This window comes from Serratia sp. LS-1 (assembly GCF_003719595.1).
Lineage (GTDB): Bacteria > Pseudomonadota > Gammaproteobacteria > Enterobacterales > Enterobacteriaceae > Serratia > Serratia ureilytica.
The window spans coordinates 4,171,805-4,189,056 of sequence record NZ_CP033504.1 but is presented as its reverse complement, the minus strand read 5'-3'; the positions used below and the strand labels follow the sequence as shown (position 1 = coordinate 4,189,056).

Below are 17,252 nucleotides of genomic sequence, written 5' to 3'. Positions count from 1 at the left end.
GACAGAAAAAAAGCAAAGGGCCGGATAACCGGCCCTTTTTCGTTACGCTGCGGCTCAGGAAGCCAGCGACAGCGCTTTCGTTTTCGCGTGTTCCGCCAGCCAGGCTTTCACGCGCGCCTGCTGCGCTTCGTCCAGCCACATGCCCAGCTTGGTGCGGCGCCAGATAGCGTCGTCCAGCTCCACGACCCACTCTTTCTCGGTCAGGTAGCGCAGTTCGGCTTCATACAGACCGTGGCCGAAATCTTCGCCCAGATCGGCGAGGCCGTTGGCGCCGGCCAGGATCAGCTCGCTCTGGCTGCCGTAGGTGCGGGCATAGCGGCGCGCCAGGGCTTCCGGCAGCCAGCCGTGCGCACGGCGCAGTTTGGCCGCGTAACCGTCGCGGTCGCCGTCGATGTCACCGCCCGGCAGCGTGGCGTTTTTGGTCCACGCCGGGCCGCAGCCTGGGTAGTAGTGGGCCAGTTTTTCCATCGCATGTTCGGCCAGCTTGCGGTAGGTGGTCAGCTTGCCGCCGAAGACCGACAGCAGCGGCGCCTTGCCTTGCTCGTCGTGCACGTCCAGCGTGTAATCGCGGGTGATCGCCTGCGGTGAATCGGATTCGTCGTCGCACAGCGGACGCACGCCGGAGTAAGTCCAGACGATGTCGTCGCGGCCCAGCTGCTTCTTGAAGTGATCGTTGTACACTTTCAGCAGATAAGCGATTTCGTTCTCGTCGATCTTCACGTCTTTCGGATCGCCTTTGTACTCCACGTCGGTGGTGCCGATGATGGAGAACTCGTCATTCCACGGGATCACGAACACGATGCGGTGGTCTTCGTTCTGCAGAATGTAAGACTGCGGCTGATCGTGCACGCGCGGCACCACGATGTGGCTGCCTTTGATCAGACGGATGCCGTAAGGCGATTTCAGCTTCAGGCCGTCGTCGAAGAAGTTTTTCACCCACGGGCCGGTGGCGTTCACCAGGCCTTTGGCGCGCCAGGTGAAGGTTTTGCCGCTGTCGATATCGACCGCTTCCACCATCCACAGGCCGTTTTCGCGCCATGCGCGGGTCACTTTGGTGCGGGTGCGCACTTCGCCGCCGCGTTTTTCCACTTCCTGCGCGTTCAGCACCACCAGGCGAGCATCGTCGACCCAGCAGTCGGAATATTCGAAACCGCGCTTCAGTTCAGGCTTCAGCACCGATTCTGGTCCAAAGCGCAACCCCTTGCTGCCCGGCAGGCTGGTGCGTTTGCCCAGGTGATCGTACAGGAACAGGCCGATACGGATCATCCAGGCCGGACGCAGGTGCGGCTGGTGCGGCAGGCGGAAACGCATCGGGAACGCGATGTGCGGCGCCAGTTTCAGCAGCACTTCACGTTCGGCCAGCGCTTCGCTCACCAGACGGAATTCGTAGTGTTCCAGGTAGCGCAGGCCACCGTGGATCAGTTTGGAACTGGCGGAAGACGTAGCACAGGCCAAGTCTTGCGCTTCCAGTAGCAGTACCGACAGCCCGCGCCCGGCAGCATCCGCCGCGATGCCGGCACCGTTGATGCCGCCACCGATAACGATCAAGTCTTTGGTTTCCACGTCATCTTCCTCCAGATGTTCGAAATAGCTCTTTCATGTTCGTTTTCGCTCATGATTGTAATCAAAAACCAACAAGCAAGCCAAGACTTAACCAAACAAAAACATTTAGGCGTGATAGAGGTAACAGTTTGGTGATGATAGTCACACAAGTAGCATGGATATGGCGCGGGCGCGCAAACGGCTGTCGGTGAGGGGGTTAAAGGGATGAAACGGGGCGGCGGCGCGCCCCGCAGGTTAAGGCCGAATCAGCACAGCTCCAGCTGCACGTCGTACTGTTCGATGATTTTCATCACGCTCGGCGGCGGCAGCTGGTCGGTAAACAGGTAGTCGATCAGGTTCATGTTGCCCAGGTTGACCATGGCGTTGCGGCCGAATTTGGAGTGGTCGGTCACCAGCATCACGCAGCGGGAATTTTCGATAATCGCGCGTTTGGTGCGCACTTCGTGATAGTCGAATTCGAGCAGTGAGCCGTCCATATCGATGCCGCTGATGCCGAGAATGCCGTAATCGAGACGGAATTGGGAGATGAAGTCCAGGGTGGCTTCGCCCATGATGCCGCCGTCGCGGGTGCGCACTTCGCCGCCGGCCAGGATCAGGCGGAAGTCTTCCTTGGCGGTCAGCAGGGTGGCGACGTTAAGGTTGTTGGTGACCACGCGCAGGTTCTTGTGGTTCATCAGCGCATGGGCCACCGCCTCCGGCGTGGTGCCGATATCGATGAACAGCGTGGCACCGTCCGGGATCTGGCTGGCGACGCGCTGCGCGATGCGGGCTTTCTCTTCCGACCACATCACCTTGCGATCGTTATAGGCAGCGTTGACCGAGCTGGAAGGCAGCGCCGCGCCGCCGTGGTGACGCTGGATCTTGTTCTGGTCGGCCAGGTCATTCAAATCGCGGCGAATCGTTTGCGGGCTGACGTCAAAATGCTCGACCAGCTCTTCCGTGCTGACGTAACCCTGCAGGCGCACCAGCTCGATAATTGCGTCATGACGCTGTGTTTGCTTCACGATAATCCCCTAAAACGCCCGCTATGCCCGCTGGGCATAGCTCCCGGCTGTTATTGTTCGTTGTGTGCGCGATGACGCGTATCCCAAAATGCCATCAATAACCCTAACACTAAACCGGCTACGTGTGCCGCGTTGGCGATCGACATTCCTAAAATATCGAAATATCCGGCCACCAGCCACAGCACCGAGAACACCATCAGGCCGCGCGGCAGCATCAGGCCGCGCTCCGGCGCCCGTTCGCCCGACAGCCAGACATAGCCCATCAGCGCATAGACCACGCCTGACAGCCCGCCGAACAGCGCGCCGCTGAACAGCGATTGCGCCCAGCCGCTGAAGAACGCCGACACCACCGCCAGCACGAACAGCTTGCCGGCGCCGAGGCGTTTTTCCATCTGGCCGCCGAGATACCACCACCACATCAGGTTAAACAGGATATGCAGCAGGGAGAAATGCAGGAACGCATGGCTGATCCAGCGCCACAGCTGGGTGTATTGGCTGCTGTCCTGCGGCCAGGAGAGCCAGTACATCACGGTATCGTCGCCCAGCGCCTGCATCAGAATATAGACCGCGATGCACAGCACCATCACGCCGAGCGTCAGCGGCCCGGCCTTGCTGCGCAGGGTGTGCAGGTAGGACTCGCTCTGATAGTGCAGGCCGGCGTCGGTATGGCCGGTCTGCCAGCTGGCGGCCTGATAACGGCGGTTGAGCGGATCGACCAGAAACTGCTGCAGCTCGTGTTGCACCTGCTCGAGATGACCTTCGTCGGCCAGCCAGATTTCCGCCGCCTCGCCGCTGTTGCGCAGCTCAAGCCGGATGCCCTGGGTCGCCATATAGTCGACAAAGGCCAGCGCCAGGCGCGGGTTGGATACGGCGATTACTCTAACCATTGCTCTTCCGTCGTAAGTGAATGATTTTGGCCGCGGCTTGCGCGCCGGCGACCCTGACGGCCGATTATAACGTCGAAATCCTGAGCGCTGGCAAACGGATCTGCGAAAAACCCGCGAAAACGCGCATAAAAACGAAGGGGAAGCCCGCCGACGCACGGCGGGGAGCGGGGATCAGGCTGAGGTTTCCACGTCTTGCGGATACTGACGGGCCCAGGCCTCGAAGCCGCCGTCGATGCTGTAGACCGCGTCGAACCCCTGGTGCAGCAGGTATTGCGCCGCGCTGCGGCTGCTGTTGCCGTGGTAGCACATCACCATCACCGGCCGCTCGAAGTCGTTTTGTTGCATAAAGGCCGACAGGGTGGCGTTGGTGAGGTGAAAGGCGCCCGGCGTATGCCCGGCTTCAAAACTTTGCGGATCGCGGATGTCGACCAGGGCGGCGCTGCCCTCTTTCCAGCGGGTGTAAGCCTGTTCAACGTTGATCGCTTCGAACTGTTCCATACTGCTGACTGCCTCATTATTGGGGGACGCCGCTATTGTAACCAACTCTGCGGCGTTTAAGACCAGAGCAATATCAGGGTTTTTACGCGCCGTACCCCATCATCTTCAGCAGCTGCTGCGCTTGCTGCACCGCTTCCTGGCGATGGGCCACGCCCAGCTTCTGGTATAGATTGCGGATATGGGTCTTGATGGTGGTGGCCGCTACATCCAACTCACCGGCGATCTGGTCGTTGCTGTAACCGGAATAGATCAACCCCAGCACCTGCCATTCGCGTTGGGTCAACGGACTGGTGCGGATCAGTTCCGGCACCTGCGGATGGGTCAGCAGCTTATCGACGAAGTTCTCGTCGAAATGCGCGAACTTGTGCCGATGATGCTGGTTGATGTCGCGCAGGATGCGCTGGGCGCGATGCTGTTCCAGCTCCGGCAGCGTGTTGAGCTGGATCAGCTGGCGCAGCTGCTGCGCCATCGCTTCGCCTTCGATGACGAAGTGGCTGATAAAGCCGGTGCGGTTGGCCAGCGACAGCGCTTCGATCAGCGCCTGCTGCGCTTCGCCCTTGCGCTCTTGCAGCCAGTAGAGCTGGTTGCTGAGCAGCAGATTGCGGTTGAGATCGCTCACCAGCCGCAGGCGGCGGGCGTTCTCGTTCAGCTCATCCAGCACCACCCCGGCCTCTTCATACTGGCCGAGCAGGATTTGCACCCGCGCGATGTTGCGCCATTGGCCCTGCGTGAAGTGGTTGTCCGCCATGCCGGGCTTTTCGGTGTGGCGCAGCCACTGGGCGGCGGCGGTGATGTCGCCGGTCATCTGCCAGTGGATCACCCGCGACTTGTCGGTGTTGGTCAGCCAGTCGCGATGATAGTGGGCGCCGTGCAGCAGGGTTTCGCAGCGCTGCAGATGGGTATTGGCGTTGTCCAGATCGCCGCGCGCCAGCGAGCATTTGGCCAACATGGCGATGCACTGCAGCTGCTGCTGCGGTTGGTAGTTCGCCAGGATTTTCAGCCCGGCGCGCGCCGCGTCTTCCGCTTCGTCCAAGCGCGACCATGACCACAGGATCTGGGCGCGGATGCGCAGCAGAAATTCGTGCATCGGCAGCTGTTCCAGGTGCTGCTCGCGGATCAGTTCGAACGCCTTATCCTGGGTTTCGTAAGCGGCCTGCAGGAAGCCTTGGGCGATAAGGATTTCGCTCTGCTGCAGCAGCGCCCAGAGCGCGTAATGGTTGGCCTGATGACGACGCGCCATCTGCTCGGTCTGCTGCATCATCGGCAGCGCGCGCGCCAGTTCGCCCTTGCAGTGGTGCACTTCGCCGGTCACCGAGGTGGCGACGATGCGGCTGTAGTAGCTGGACAGCGGCAGGAATTTCAACGCTTCGGTCGCCAGCCGCTCGGCTTCTTCCGGTTTGCCGGCGTTGATCGCCACCTGGGCGCGCAAGGCGTCGAACTCGGCGTGCAGCGTTTGGTCTATCTCGATTTTCTGTTCGCGCATGGTGCGCTCGGCGCGCTCCAGCAGGGTGTTGACCTCGCTGTAACGGTGCTGGCTCTGCGCCAGCCAGGCCTGCAGCAGCGCCAGCTTGGGGTTTTGGATCAGGCGCTCATACGGCAGCGCGTTGAGGCACTCCTCCAGCAAGGCCAGTTCGCTGTGGTGGAACAGCGACCAGGCGTGTTGCAGCAGGATATCGCGCAGCATGCTGACGTCGCTGGCCGCCAGCGCGTGGTGAATGGCCTCCGCCGGATACCCCAGCGCCAGCCAGCCTTCGGCGGCGGCGCGGTGCAGCCCCGGCAGCTCCAGCGCTAGCTCCCACTGGCAACGCTGGCGCAGGAAAGAGGCGAACAGCGGATGGAAGTTGAACCATTCGCCGGTGTCGTCCATGCGGTGGATAAACAGCCCCTGGCGCTCCAGCTCCTCCAGCCGCTGCTGGCCGTTGTCTTCGCCGGTCAGCCGCACGATCAGCGCGTCGTTCATTGAGCGCAGCACCGAACAGCGCAGCAGGAAGGCGCGCGCATCGGCATCGACGTGATCCAGCACTTCGTCCACCAGATAGTCGGACAGATGGCTGGCGTTCAACCCCGCTAGCCGCTTGGCCGACAGTTGAGCGGACGAAGCGGATTGGCGGGCCGACAGCGCGATCAGCTGCAGCGCGGTGGCCCAGCCTTCGACTTCGTCGCACAGGCGGCTGCTGTCCTGCTGTTCCATCGGCGCCGCCAGGCGGCAATCGAAGAACTGTTTGGCTTCCTGATGGGTGAACGCCAGCTGCTGCGTGCCCATTTCCAGCAGCTGATCGCGCACCCGCAGGTTGGCGATGCCGAGCGGCGGCAGGGTGCGCGAGAGCAGGATCAGCGTCAGGTTTTCCGGCTGATGGCGCAGGAAAAAGCGCATGGCTTCGTGAATGGCGTCGTTGGTGATCAGGTGATAGTCGTCGATCACCAGGTACAGCGGCTGATGCCAGTCGGCCAGCTCGATAAACAGCTGGGCGAACAGCGCCGACAGGCTGGCGTACTGGTGCTTCTGGCTCAGCGCTTCGCTCTTGACGCAGCGGCCGCCGCTGGCCTGCTGCAGCGCCGCGATCAGGTAGCTGGCGAAGCGCTCCGGCTGGTTGTCGCTCTCATCCAGCGAATACCAGCCCAGATCGGCCTTGCCGGCCGCCCATTGGGCGATCAGCGTGGTTTTCCCGTATCCCGCCGGGCAATTGACCAGTGTCAGACGATAGTTGCCCGCGCTGGCCAGTTTGGCCAGCAGGCGATCGCGGATCACGGTATTTTGCAGCCGTACCGGGCGGCTCAGTTTTGATGGGATCAGCATAGTATTCCAGGATATAAATCGCGGTTCCCGCCGGGATTGGAGTGGCGCTAATTATTTTATGGTTCGTAATTAATAGCTCCCCCTAACTTCTGCCAACCCTAAACGTATTGCAACAAGCTTCCGCATCGGCTTGGAGTTAAGTTGCTATCGATCACACTTTTTTACGTTTGGTGTCGGAGTACGGCGATGCGGTTGCGGATCGCATTTCCGGCCATGGACAAAACTTCAGCAGCGCGAATACTTGTGCTAACGTCATGGTTAACGTTCTCAGTGCTCGCCGCACGCGTTGGCGGGCTTTTTTGCATCGTTGCAAGGGAGTCAAAAAGTGCCTGAGATCACAATTCCAGCTACGCCCCAATCCTCCTCCCCAGCTAATCCCCAGGCGGGATGATGCCGTCAGGCTTTCTCACCGGCACGATAGCGGCAATTTGACCCACTTACTGGATAGAGAGTTTTCCTTATGTCACAGCCTACGCTCAAGAAGGATGCTTTTCTGGCGGCGCTCGCCCGTCAGTGGCAACGGTTCGGCCTCAGTTCCGCGCAGCAAATGACGCAACATCAATGGTGGGAAGCCGTCAGTGCGGCGCTGGCCGAGCAGTTGGCCGCACAGCCGGCGCCGCGCAAAAGCGCCAAACCGCTGCGTCACGTGAACTACATCTCGATGGAGTTTTTGATTGGCCGGTTGACGGCGAACAACCTGATCAACCTGGGCTGGTACGACACCGTCGAGCAGGCGCTGGCCGAGCAGAACGTCAAGCTGGCGGATCTGCTCGAGCAGGAAACCGATCCGGCGTTGGGCAACGGCGGGCTGGGGCGTTTGGCGGCCTGCTTCCTCGACTCGATGGCGACGGTGGAACAACCGGCCACCGGCTATGGGCTGAACTACCAGTACGGGCTGTTCCGCCAGTCGTTCCAGGGTGGGCAACAGCAAGAGGCGCCGGATAACTGGCAACGCGAGAGCTATCCGTGGTTCCGCCACAACGCCGCGTTGGCGGTGGACGTGGGCATCGGCGGCAAGCTGGAGAAGCAGGCCGACGGCCGCGAACTGTGGCGCCCGGCCTTCACCCTGCGCGGCGAAGCCTGGGATCTGCCGGTGCTGGGGTATCGCAACGGCGTGGCGCAGCCGCTGCGTCTGTGGCAGGCGACCCATCAGCATCCGTTCAACCTGGGCGATTTCAACGACGGCAAATTCCTGCAGGCTGAGAAGCAGGGCGTAGAAGCCGATAAGCTGACCAAGGTGCTTTACCCGAACGACAACCATCAGGCCGGCAAACGCCTGCGCCTGATGCAGCAGTATTTCCAGTGCGCCTGCTCGGTGGCGGACATTTTGCGCAAGCACCATCAGGCCGGCCGCAAGATTGAAGAACTGCCGAAGTATGAAGTGATCCAACTGAACGACACCCACCCGACCATCGCCATTCCGGAAATGCTGCGCATTCTGCTGGACGAGCATCAGCTGGAGTGGGAGGCGGCCTGGGCGATCACCAGCAACACCTTCGCCTACACCAACCACACTTTGATGCCGGAAGCGCTGGAGCGCTGGGATGAAAAATTGGTGCGCAGCCTGCTGCCGCGCCATTTCTCCATCATCAAACAGATCAACGCCAGGTTTAAAAAATTGGTGGATAAGCACTGGCCGGGCGACGAGGCGGTGTGGGCCAAGCTGGCGGTGCACCACGACAAGCAGGTGCGCATGGCCAACCTGTGCGTGGTCAGCGGCTTTGCGGTTAACGGCGTGGCGCAGCTGCATTCGGATCTGGTGGTGAAGGATCTGTTCCCTGAATATCACCAGCTGTGGCCGAACAAATTCCATAACGTCACCAACGGCATCACGCCGCGCCGCTGGCTGAAACAGTGCAACCCGGCGCTGTCAGGCCTGATCGACGAGACGCTGAAGGTGGAGTGGGCGGGCGATCTCGACGCGCTGCGCGGGCTGGAGAAATTCGCCGACGACGCGGCGTTCCGCCAGCGTTATCAGCAGATCAAACGCGACAACAAGGTGGCGCTGGCTCATTACGTGCACGGTGTGATGGGGCTGACGCTCGATCCGGACGCGATCTTCGACGTGCAGATCAAACGCCTGCACGAGTACAAACGCCAGCACCTGAACCTGCTGCACATCCTGTCGCTGTATCGCCAGCTGCGCGACAACCCGAACCTGGACATCGTGCCGCGCGTCTTCCTGTTCGGCGCCAAGGCGGCGCCGGGCTACTACCTGGCGAAGAACATCATCTACGCCATCAATCAGGCAGCCGAGAAAATCAATAACGATCCGTTGGTGAAAGATCGCCTGAAAGTGGCGTTCATCCCGGACTACCGCGTGTCGGTGGCCGAACTGATGATCCCGGCGGCGGATATCTCCGAGCAGATCTCCACCGCCGGCAAAGAGGCCTCCGGCACCGGCAACATGAAACTGGCGCTGAACGGCGCGCTGACGGTCGGCACGCTGGACGGCGCCAACGTCGAAATCGCCGAGCAGGTGGGCGAAGACAACATCTTTATCTTCGGCAATACCGTGGAGCAGGTGAAGGCGATAGTGGCGAAGGGCTACGATCCGCTCAGCTACCGCAAGAAGGACAAGCACCTGAAGGCGATTTTGGATGAACTGGCGAGCGGCGCTTTCAGCCATGGCGACAAGCACGCGTTCGACATGATGCTGCACAGCCTGCTGGAAGGCGGCGATCCCTATCTGGTGCTGGCGGACTTTGCCTCGTACTGCCAGGCGCAGCGCCGGGTCGATGAGCTGTATCGCGATCGGGACGAGTGGACGCGGCGGACTATCCTTAACACCGCGCGCGTCGGCATGTTCAGCTCGGATCGCTCGATCCGCGATTACCAGCAGCGCATCTGGCAAGCCAAACGTTAAGGAGAGCGAATGGATCGCAAGCGTATCGATCAGGCGGCAGCGCAGGCGGGGATCGCTGCCGATTTCATCAATGCTCACGGCAAACGGCAGGCGATTGAGCCGCAGACCAAGCGCAAGCTGCTGGCGGCCATGAAGTGGGCCGATGATGCGGTGCAGGATACCGCGCCGCCGCCGTTACCGGCGGTCAAGGTGTTCTATCAGGGCGCGCCGTTGGCGCTGACGCCGACGGGCGAAGGCGAATACCTGTGGGCGCTGCAGCGTGAAGACGGCGAATGCCTGCAGGGGCGCGTCGGCGCGCGCAAGACCCTGACGCTGCCCGGCGAGCTGCCGGCGGGTTACCACCAATTGACGTTGAGCCAGGGCGCACGGCAGTGGTCATGCCGAGTGATCGTCGCGCCGAGGCGCTGCTTCGAGCCGGACGCCTTGTTGACCGGCAAAAAGCTGTGGGGCGCCTGCGTTCAGCTGTACACGCTGCGCTCCGATCGCAACTGGGGCATCGGCGATTTCGGCGATCTGCGCCTGATGGTGGAAGAGGTGGGGGAACGCGGCGGCGCTTTCGTCGGCCTCAACCCGATCCATGCGCTGTACCCCGCCAACCCGGAGAGCGCCAGCCCATACAGCCCCTCGTCGCGCCGCTGGCTGAACCTGGCGTATATCGACGTCAACGCGGTGGAGGATTTCCAGCGCAGCGACGCGGCGCAGCGCTGGTGGCAGAAGCCGGCGACGCAGAAACAGCTCGCCAAAGCGCGCGCTGCGGAGTGGGTGGATTACACCGCCGTGATGCAGTTGAAACTGGCGGCGCTGAAGCTGGCGTTTCCGGTATTTCAGGCGCGCAAGCCAAACGACGCGCAGCGTCAGGCGTTCGAGCAATTCGTGACGGACGGCGGCGACAGCCTGTACCGGCAGGCGGCCTTCGACGCGCTGCATGCCCATTTGGCGGCGGATGACATCAGCCAGTGGGGCTGGCCGGCCTGGCCCGAACGTTATCGGCAGGGGGATAGCGAAGCGGTGCGGCAGTTCTGCACTGAACACCAGGAAACGGTTCGTTTTTACCTGTGGCTGCAGTGGCTCGCGGCCACCCAGTTCGCGCAGTGTTTTGACCAGAGCAGGCAGCAGCAGATGCCGATCGGCCTGTATCGCGATCTGGCGGTCGGGGTGGCGGAAGGCGGGGCGGAAACCTGGTGTGACCGCGAGCTGTACTGCCTGAAAGCGTCGGTCGGGGCGCCGCCGGATATTCTGGGCCCGCTGGGGCAAAACTGGGGCCTGCCGCCGATGGATCCGCACGTGATGGCGGCGCGCGGGTATCAGCCGTTCATTGATCTTTTGCGCGCCAACATGACCAGCTGCGGCGCGCTGCGTATCGATCACGTCATGGCGCTGCTGCGGCTGTGGTGGATCCCGTATGGCGAAACCGCCGATCGCGGCGCCTACGTCAAATATCCGGTGGACGATCTGCTGGCGGTGCTGGCGCTGGAAAGCCAGCGCCATCGCTGCATGGTGATCGGCGAGGATCTCGGTACGGTGCCGGTGGAAATCGTCGGCAAGCTGCGCGACAGCGGCGTCTATTCCTACAAAGTGCTCTATTTCGAAAGCGACGGCGAACACCATTTCCGCGCGCCGCAGGCCTATCCGGTGCAGGCGATGGCGACCATCACCACCCACGATCTGCCGACGCTGCGCGGCTACTGGCAAAGCGACGATCTGACGCTCGGCAACCGGTTGGGTCTCTACCCGGACGCGGAAATCCTGCGGGCGCTGTTCGCCGATCGAGAACGCGCCAAGCAGGGGCTGCTGGATGGATTGCATCGTTATGGCTGCGTGCCGCAGAAGGTGGGCAAGAAGGCGGCGCTGCTCGGCATGAGCCCGCTGCTCAACCGCGGCCTGCAGCGTTATGTCGCCGACAGCGCCAGCGCCTTGCTTGGCCTGCAGCCGGAAGACTGGCTGGACATGGCCGATCCGGTCAACATCCCCGGCACCAGCGATCAGTACCCTAACTGGCGGCGCAAGCTGACCCGGACGTTGGAGGAGATGTTCGCCGACCCGCGGATAAACCGGCTGCTGAAGGATTTGGACAAGCGCCGACGCAAGGTGTCGGTGGGGTGACGATGAGGTGTCGTTGTATTAGGTCAAAGGATGAGAACTTTAGTCCCATCCAAATGACGGATACCCGAATTAATTGGCGTTGCAGCTAGGCGGCAAGTGCGTAAAACCCCAGGAGCTTACTTAAGTAAGTGACTGGGGTGCGCGCATGCGGCCAACAACGCTGCAACTTCAAGTAAGAAGGGTATCAGTAGTAGGAGTGCTCGCCGCGCTGGTGCTCGGTCAAATCACGCACGCCCTTCAGCTCCGGGAACTTCTGCAGCAGCTCTTTCTCGATGCCTTCTTTCAGCGTGACGTCGACCATCGAACAGCCGTTGCAACCGCCGCCGAACTGCAGAATAGCCATGTTGTCGTCGGTGATCTCCATCAGCGTTACGCGGCCGCCGTGGCCCGCCAGCTGTGGGTTGATCTGCGACTGCAGCACGTATTCCACGCGTTCCATCAGCGGCGCGTCGTCATCGACCTTGCGCATCTTGGCGTTCGGCGCCTTCAGCGTCAGCTGAGAACCCAGCTGGTCGGTCACGAAGTCGATTTCGGCGTCTTCCAGATACGGCGCGCTCAGTTCATCGACATAGGCGGACAGTTTGTCGAACTTCAGTTCGGTATCCGTCGCTTCTACCGCGTCCGGCGGGCAATAAGAGACACCGCATTCGGCCGTCGGCGTGCCCGGGTTGATCACGAATACGCGGATTTGGGTGCCTTCTTCTTGATTTGCCAGCAGTTTGGCAAAGTGTTCCTGTGCAGCATCTGTTATACGGATCATAGCATTAGCTCAATAGTTGACTTCTATAGTCGGTTATAATACGCCCATTGCCGTGGCACTACAACGTGCGGCAAACGCACCATATCTGCACCGAGGCGGCGCCTTGCCGCCGCAGCAGCGCCGCGATCTCCGAGACGGTGCTGCCGGTGGTCACCACGTCATCCACCAGGGCGATATGCCGGCCGGCGACCGGCACGGTACAGGCGAACGCGCGCTGCAGATTGCGTCTGCGGGCAGAGGCGCTCAGCCGCTGTTGCAGAGCGGTTTTGCGCACCCGGCGCAAGGCGGCGGGCCGGTAGGCGCAGCCCAGCCAGCGCGCCAGCGGCCGGGCCAGCAGATCGCTCTGGTTATAGCCACGGCGCCAGCAGCGTGTTGCATGCAAGGGTACCGCCAAAATCAGGTCGGGTCTGTTCAGATACTGCTCTCTGCGCGCCTGCTGCCAGCGCAACAGCATCAGGCGCGCCAGCGCCGGCGCCAGCTCGGGCGCGCGGTGGAACTTGAACCTTTTTACCAAGCCGCTGAGCGGCGTCACGTAGTCGCCGACGAACACCAGCCGTTGCCAGGGCGGTGGCCGTTGCAGGCAGCGGCCGCAGGGCGTGCGCGTCTCCCCGGCGGGCAGCCCGCAGCGCGGGCAACACGGCGGTCTGGCCGGCAGGTGACGCAGGCAGCAGCTGCAGAGGCCATGACGCATCAGGCTCAATGGCTGTCGGCATAGCCAACAGCGGCTGCGGATTGATAGCATAGTGTCTCCGAGACGGGTAAGCATGAAAGGACAATAACCAATGACAGCGCTGTACTGGCAAACAATAGGTGAAGGTGAACGCGATCTTGTGCTGCTGCACGGCTGGGGATTGAACGCCGAAGTGTGGAGTTGCATTCAGGCGCGGCTGACGCCGCATTTTCGCCTGCACCTGGTCGATCTGCCGGGGTACGGCCGCAGCCAGGGGTTCGGCGCCCTGTCGCTGGCGCAGATGACGGAAATCGTGCTGGCGGCTGCCCCGCCGCAGGCCTGGTGGCTCGGCTGGTCGCTCGGCGGGCTGGTGGCCAGCCAGGCGGCGCTGATGCAGCCGCAGCGGGTCAGCGGGCTTATCACCGTGGCCTCCTCGCCGTGCTTTGCCGCCCGCGATGAGTGGCCGGGGATCCGTCCGGACGTGCTGAGCGGTTTCCAGCACCAGCTAAGCCTGGATTTCCAGCGCACCGTCGAGCGTTTTCTGGCGCTGCAGACGCTGGGCACCGAGAGCGCGCGTCAGGATGCGCGCCAGCTGAAAGCGGTGGTGCTCAACCAACCGACGCCGAGCGTCGAAGTGTTGAACGGCGGGTTGGAGATCCTGCGCACCGCCGATCTGCGCGCGCCGCTGGCGGAGTTGAATCTGCCGCTGCTGCGGATCTACGGCTATCTGGACGGGCTGGTGCCGCGCAAGGTCGCCGAGCTGCTCGACGCCGCCTGGCCGAACTCCACGTCGCAGATCGTGGCTAAAGCCGCCCATGCGCCGTTTATCTCTCATCCCGATGAATTTGTGACGATGATCGAAGCGTTTATTGCAGCACATTGAATGCAGCGTGAAAACGCACGATAGAGCGCGAAAAAAAACGCTGCCGGGTGGATAAAAGACAAAGCTGTTCAATACTTAGTGAGTCAATGCGTTGGCTGCAAAATGAAAAGACCGCGTGCGGCGATTTTCATTTTGGCGTTTCGTCTCTGGGAAACAGGCCCCGTCAGGGAAAGCAACGAGGCCTGAGGATGTCGCGGCAGCCTGCAGTACTACGCATGGATCCTGGACGGCTTTCATAACAGATAAATTATCCATTGAGAGGTTAGTGTCATGAAATCATTGAAGATGATTATTGCAGCGGCAGTGCTGGGTTCGGTGTCTTTCGGCTCCATGGCGGCAACCCTGCTGACCAAGGAAGATCTGGATAAGAATCCGGGTAAATACGAGAAGATCGGCACCGTGACCACCACGGCGGAAACCACGTCGCCGATGGATGCCAAGGAAGAGCTGTCCAAACTGGCGGACGAAAAGGGCGGTCAATACTACGTGATCCTGGCGGGCCGCGAACACGGTAAATTCAGCGCCATCGCCGAAGTTTACAAAGACAAGCAATAAGCCTTGAACGGCAAAGGGGCGCCCGCAGCGGCGCCCCTGAACGTCAGGCCTTCAGTCGGTAGAACACCGTGCTGCACCCCTGGCCCTGCGGGCAGCTTTTGCAGCCGCCGCTCAGACAGGCGCCGTCATCCTGTTCGATGCGTTCCACTTTCCCCATCGCCGTCAAACGGTCCAGCATCGCCTGCACCAGCGGCAGCGGCGTCGCCAGCGATTGGCTGAGCTGCAGCGCCTGGGCGCTGCCGCGCAGCGCCAACGCATCGCGCACCTGCAGCAGCCCGGCCATCAGTGGCAGCTCCCTTTGGCGCCCTGACAGCAGGCCGCCGGCGTGGTGTTGCCCAGGCGAACCGTGACGCGGCTGCGCGCCCGGCGCAGGCCAAACAGCACCAGCAGGTTTACCAGCACCACCGCCAGGATCGCCGTCAGGCTGTACTGCGGATGTTGGTTGAAGGTGGCCGCCTGATAGAACAGCGTCGCCAGCGAGTAGGCGACGTTCAGCCCCCACAGGATTGAGAAGGTCATCCAGCCGCGGCTCGATTCACGGGCGATGGCGCCCATCACCGAGACGCAAGGCACGTACAGCAACACGAAGATCAGGTAGCTGTAGGCGGAAATGCCGGAGCCGAATTTGCTGCTCATCACGCCCATCGAGCCGACGCCCATCTCGCCGTCGCCCTTGCTGGCTTCGATCGGGTTGGAGAGCACGCTCAGGCTGAAGGTGTTTTTCAGCCCGTCCCAGGTTTCCTGCAGCGCCCCGCCCAGTTCATCGAGCAAGTTGAAGTTGGCGGCGTCGAACGCCTCTTTGTTGATGTGCTCGGCGGTATACAGCGTGTTCAGCGTGCCGACCACCACTTCTTTCGCCATCGCGCCGGTCACCAGCCCGACGGTGGCCTGCCAGTTATCGCTGTGGACGCCCATCGGCTGCAGCAGCGGCGTCAGCACCTTGGAGACCGAGGCCAGCGCGGAGTCGTTGATGTTGTCGACCGTCTTGCCGCTGAACGAGAAGCTGTTCAGGCCGCCGATGAACATGCTGGCGACCACGATCACCTTGCCGGCGCGCAACACGAAGCCTTTCAGCCGCTGCCAGGTTTGCAGCAGCAGGCTTTTCAGGTGCGGCACGTGGTAAACCGGCAGCTCCATCACGAACGGCGAGGCTTCGCCGCGCATGAGGGTGTATTTCAGCACCAGGCCGGTCAGGATCGCCACCGCGATGCCGAGCATATACAGCGAGAACACCACCCCAGCGCCGTCCTGGCCGAAGAAGGCGGCGGCGAACACCGCGAAGATCGCCAGACGGGCGCCGCAGGACATGAACGGCGCCATCATGATGGTGATCAGGCGCTCGCGCTGGGCGTCCAGCGTACGGGTGCCCATGATGGACGGCACGTTACAGCCGAAGCCGACGATCAGCGGCACGAAGGATTTGCCCGGCAGCCCGAGCGCCTGCATCAGGCGATCCATCACGAACGCCGCGCGCGCCATGTAGCCGGAGTCTTCCAGGAACGACAGGAACAGGTACATCATGCCGATCTGCGGCACCAGCGGTAGCACGGTGTTGATGCCGCCGCCGACGCCCTGCGCCAGGAAGACGGTCAGCCAGTCGGGGAAGTGCAGGGTGTAACCGAGCCACTGAATGCCCTGAATGAAGATCGCCGCCGAGCCGATATCGAAGATCGGCTGCAGCGCGCCGCCGATATTGATCGCCAGCAGGAACATCAGGTACATCACCAGCAGGAAGATCGGTACGCCCAGCCAGCGGTTGAGGATCACTTTATCCAGCATGTCGGTCAGGCGGTTGGGCATCGCCTGCTGCGAGTTGCTGACCGCGTCGCACAGGGCGGCGATGGACTGGTAGCGTGCGTCGGCGATCACCAGCGCCGGGTCCTCCTGCTGCTGCTGTTGCAGCGCCTGAATGGCCGCTGGCAGCCGCGCCACGGCGGGGCCGGCCAGACGGTGGCTGTAGATGTCGCCCTCCAGCATCTGCAACGCCAGCCAGCGGCGCTGCGCCGCCGGCAGCGTTTGCGGCATGGCGTCGCTCAGCGTGGCGACCTCTTTCAGCAGCAGCGGCGGGTAGTTCACCAGCGCCTGCTGTTCGTTGATGCGATGATTGTCGATCATTTGTTTCAGCACGCCGATGCCGTCGGCGCGGGTGGAGACCATCGGCACTACCGGGCAACCGAGGCGCGCCGACAGCGCGGCGACGTCGATATCGATATGCTGGCTTTTGGCGATGTCGAGCATGTTGAGCGCCACGATGCAGGGAATGCCCAGCTCCAGCAGCTGCAGCGTCAGGTAGAGGTTGCGTTCCAGGTTGGAGGCATCCACCACGTTGATCAGCAGATCGGCGTCGCCGCTCAAAATGTAGTGGCAGGCGATCTGCTCATCGAGCGACGTCTGCTCCGAAATGGTGGTCAGGGAGTAGGTGCCGGGCAAATCGACCAGCCGCACGTCGGACTGCGGGGTGGTGAAATGGCCTTCCTTGCGTTCGACCGTCACGCCCGCCCAGTTGCCGACCCGCTGGCGCGCGCCGGTCAGTTGGTTGAACAGCGTGGTTTTGCCGGAGTTCGGGTTGCCGATTAAGCCGATGGTGAGTTTTTTCATAGTTCTGCGTGTCGTCTTCAAGGAGAACAGCGCCGGCGCAAAGGCGCACCGGCAAACGGAGGGCGCGC

At 62.1% G+C, this 17,252-nt stretch carries 13 protein-coding genes; 4 read left to right on the top strand and 9 right to left on the bottom strand.

Annotation, left to right across the window (positions count from 1 at the left end):
* Positions 1 to 54: 54 nt before the first annotated feature.
* From glpD to malT, 5 genes are all read right to left on the bottom strand, one after another.
* Complete coding sequence (gene glpD, locus EDY99_RS20055) at positions 55 to 1,563, bottom strand: glycerol-3-phosphate dehydrogenase (protein ID WP_004930801.1); 1,509 nt, start codon at positions 1,561 to 1,563, stop codon at positions 55 to 57.
* Positions 1,564 to 1,808: 245 nt separating this feature from the next.
* On the bottom strand, positions 1,809 to 2,567 hold the full coding sequence (locus EDY99_RS20050; protein ID WP_004930797.1) for a DeoR/GlpR family transcriptional regulator: 759 nt from the start codon (positions 2,565 to 2,567) through the stop codon (positions 1,809 to 1,811).
* A 50-nt stretch (positions 2,568 to 2,617) separates the two neighbouring features.
* Positions 2,618 to 3,454 (bottom strand): rhomboid family intramembrane serine protease GlpG, encoded by an 837-nt coding sequence (gene glpG / locus EDY99_RS20045; protein ID WP_033651754.1) that lies wholly within the window; start codon positions 3,452 to 3,454, stop codon positions 2,618 to 2,620.
* 171 nt (positions 3,455 to 3,625) lie between these two features.
* Positions 3,626 to 3,952, bottom strand: coding sequence for a thiosulfate sulfurtransferase GlpE (gene glpE, locus EDY99_RS20040; RefSeq protein WP_004930790.1), 327 nt, complete (start codon positions 3,950 to 3,952; stop codon positions 3,626 to 3,628).
* A gap of 82 nt (positions 3,953 to 4,034) precedes the next feature.
* Positions 4,035 to 6,749, bottom strand: coding sequence for an HTH-type transcriptional regulator MalT (gene malT, locus EDY99_RS20035; RefSeq protein ID WP_069100677.1), 2,715 nt, complete (start codon positions 6,747 to 6,749; stop codon positions 4,035 to 4,037).
* Between the two features lie 460 nt (positions 6,750 to 7,209).
* Between malT and malP the strand changes: the two genes are divergently transcribed.
* Both malP and malQ read left to right on the top strand, forming a co-directional pair.
* Positions 7,210 to 9,615 (top strand): maltodextrin phosphorylase, encoded by a 2,406-nt coding sequence (gene malP, locus EDY99_RS20030; RefSeq protein WP_096242658.1) that lies wholly within the window; start codon positions 7,210 to 7,212, stop codon positions 9,613 to 9,615.
* 9 nt (positions 9,616 to 9,624) lie between these two features.
* Positions 9,625 to 11,718: a 4-alpha-glucanotransferase gene (malQ, locus tag EDY99_RS20025; RefSeq protein WP_089195266.1), complete on the top strand. Its 2,094-nt coding sequence runs from the start codon at positions 9,625 to 9,627 to the stop codon at positions 11,716 to 11,718.
* 184 nt (positions 11,719 to 11,902) lie between these two features.
* Here the strand turns inward: malQ and nfuA are convergent, their stop codons facing one another.
* Both nfuA and gntX read right to left on the bottom strand, forming a co-directional pair.
* Positions 11,903 to 12,478 (bottom strand): Fe-S biogenesis protein NfuA, encoded by a 576-nt coding sequence (gene nfuA, locus EDY99_RS20020; RefSeq protein WP_004930777.1) that lies wholly within the window; start codon positions 12,476 to 12,478, stop codon positions 11,903 to 11,905.
* 58 nt (positions 12,479 to 12,536) lie between these two features.
* Positions 12,537 to 13,220, bottom strand: coding sequence for a DNA utilization protein GntX (gntX, locus tag EDY99_RS20015; protein WP_069100680.1), 684 nt, complete (start codon positions 13,218 to 13,220; stop codon positions 12,537 to 12,539).
* Between the two features lie 40 nt (positions 13,221 to 13,260).
* On the opposite strand from gntX, the gene bioH reads away from it, so the two are divergent.
* Together bioH and EDY99_RS20005 are read left to right on the top strand one after the other, a co-directional pair.
* Positions 13,261 to 14,031, top strand: a complete 771-nt coding sequence (gene bioH / locus EDY99_RS20010; RefSeq protein ID WP_042785508.1) for a pimeloyl-ACP methyl ester esterase BioH — start codon at positions 13,261 to 13,263, stop codon at positions 14,029 to 14,031.
* A 270-nt stretch (positions 14,032 to 14,301) separates the two neighbouring features.
* Positions 14,302 to 14,586, top strand: coding sequence for a YdgH/BhsA/McbA-like domain containing protein (locus tag EDY99_RS20005; RefSeq protein WP_004930765.1), 285 nt, complete (start codon positions 14,302 to 14,304; stop codon positions 14,584 to 14,586).
* Positions 14,587 to 14,629: 43 nt separating this feature from the next.
* Here the strand turns inward: EDY99_RS20005 and EDY99_RS20000 are convergent, their stop codons facing one another.
* Together EDY99_RS20000 and feoB are read right to left on the bottom strand one after the other, a co-directional pair.
* Entirely contained in the window at positions 14,630 to 14,869 is a 240-nt protein-coding gene (locus EDY99_RS20000) for a FeoC-like transcriptional regulator (protein ID WP_123062018.1), read from the bottom strand.
* Positions 14,869 to 17,184 (bottom strand): Fe(2+) transporter permease subunit FeoB, encoded by a 2,316-nt coding sequence (gene feoB, locus EDY99_RS19995; RefSeq protein WP_123062017.1) that lies wholly within the window; start codon positions 17,182 to 17,184, stop codon positions 14,869 to 14,871. Before feoB ends, EDY99_RS20000 begins: the two co-directional genes overlap by 1 nt.
* Positions 17,185 to 17,252 lie beyond the last annotated feature (68 nt).

What these genes read in the sequence shown, in the direction of transcription:
- bioH (WP_042785508.1), top strand. Translation starts at nt 13,261, where the DNA reads ATGACAGCGCTGTACTGGCAAACAATAGGTGAAGGTGAACGCGATCTT.
- malT (WP_069100677.1), bottom strand. Translation starts at nt 6,749, where the DNA reads ATGCTGATCCCATCAAAACTGAGCCGCCCGGTACGGCTGCAAAATACC.
- glpE (WP_004930790.1), bottom strand. Translation starts at nt 3,952, where the DNA reads ATGGAACAGTTCGAAGCGATCAACGTTGAACAGGCTTACACCCGCTGG.
- malP (WP_096242658.1), top strand. Translation starts at nt 7,210, where the DNA reads ATGTCACAGCCTACGCTCAAGAAGGATGCTTTTCTGGCGGCGCTCGCC.
- nfuA (WP_004930777.1), bottom strand. Translation starts at nt 12,478, where the DNA reads ATGATCCGTATAACAGATGCTGCACAGGAACACTTTGCCAAACTGCTG.
- gntX (WP_069100680.1), bottom strand. Translation starts at nt 13,220, where the DNA reads ATGCTATCAATCCGCAGCCGCTGTTGGCTATGCCGACAGCCATTGAGC.
- glpG (WP_033651754.1), bottom strand. Translation starts at nt 3,454, where the DNA reads ATGGTTAGAGTAATCGCCGTATCCAACCCGCGCCTGGCGCTGGCCTTT.
- feoB (WP_123062017.1), bottom strand. Translation starts at nt 17,184, where the DNA reads ATGAAAAAACTCACCATCGGCTTAATCGGCAACCCGAACTCCGGCAAA.
- EDY99_RS20005 (WP_004930765.1), top strand. Translation starts at nt 14,302, where the DNA reads ATGAAATCATTGAAGATGATTATTGCAGCGGCAGTGCTGGGTTCGGTG.
- EDY99_RS20000 (WP_123062018.1), bottom strand. Translation starts at nt 14,869, where the DNA reads ATGGCCGGGCTGCTGCAGGTGCGCGATGCGTTGGCGCTGCGCGGCAGC.
- malQ (WP_089195266.1), top strand. Translation starts at nt 9,625, where the DNA reads ATGGATCGCAAGCGTATCGATCAGGCGGCAGCGCAGGCGGGGATCGCT.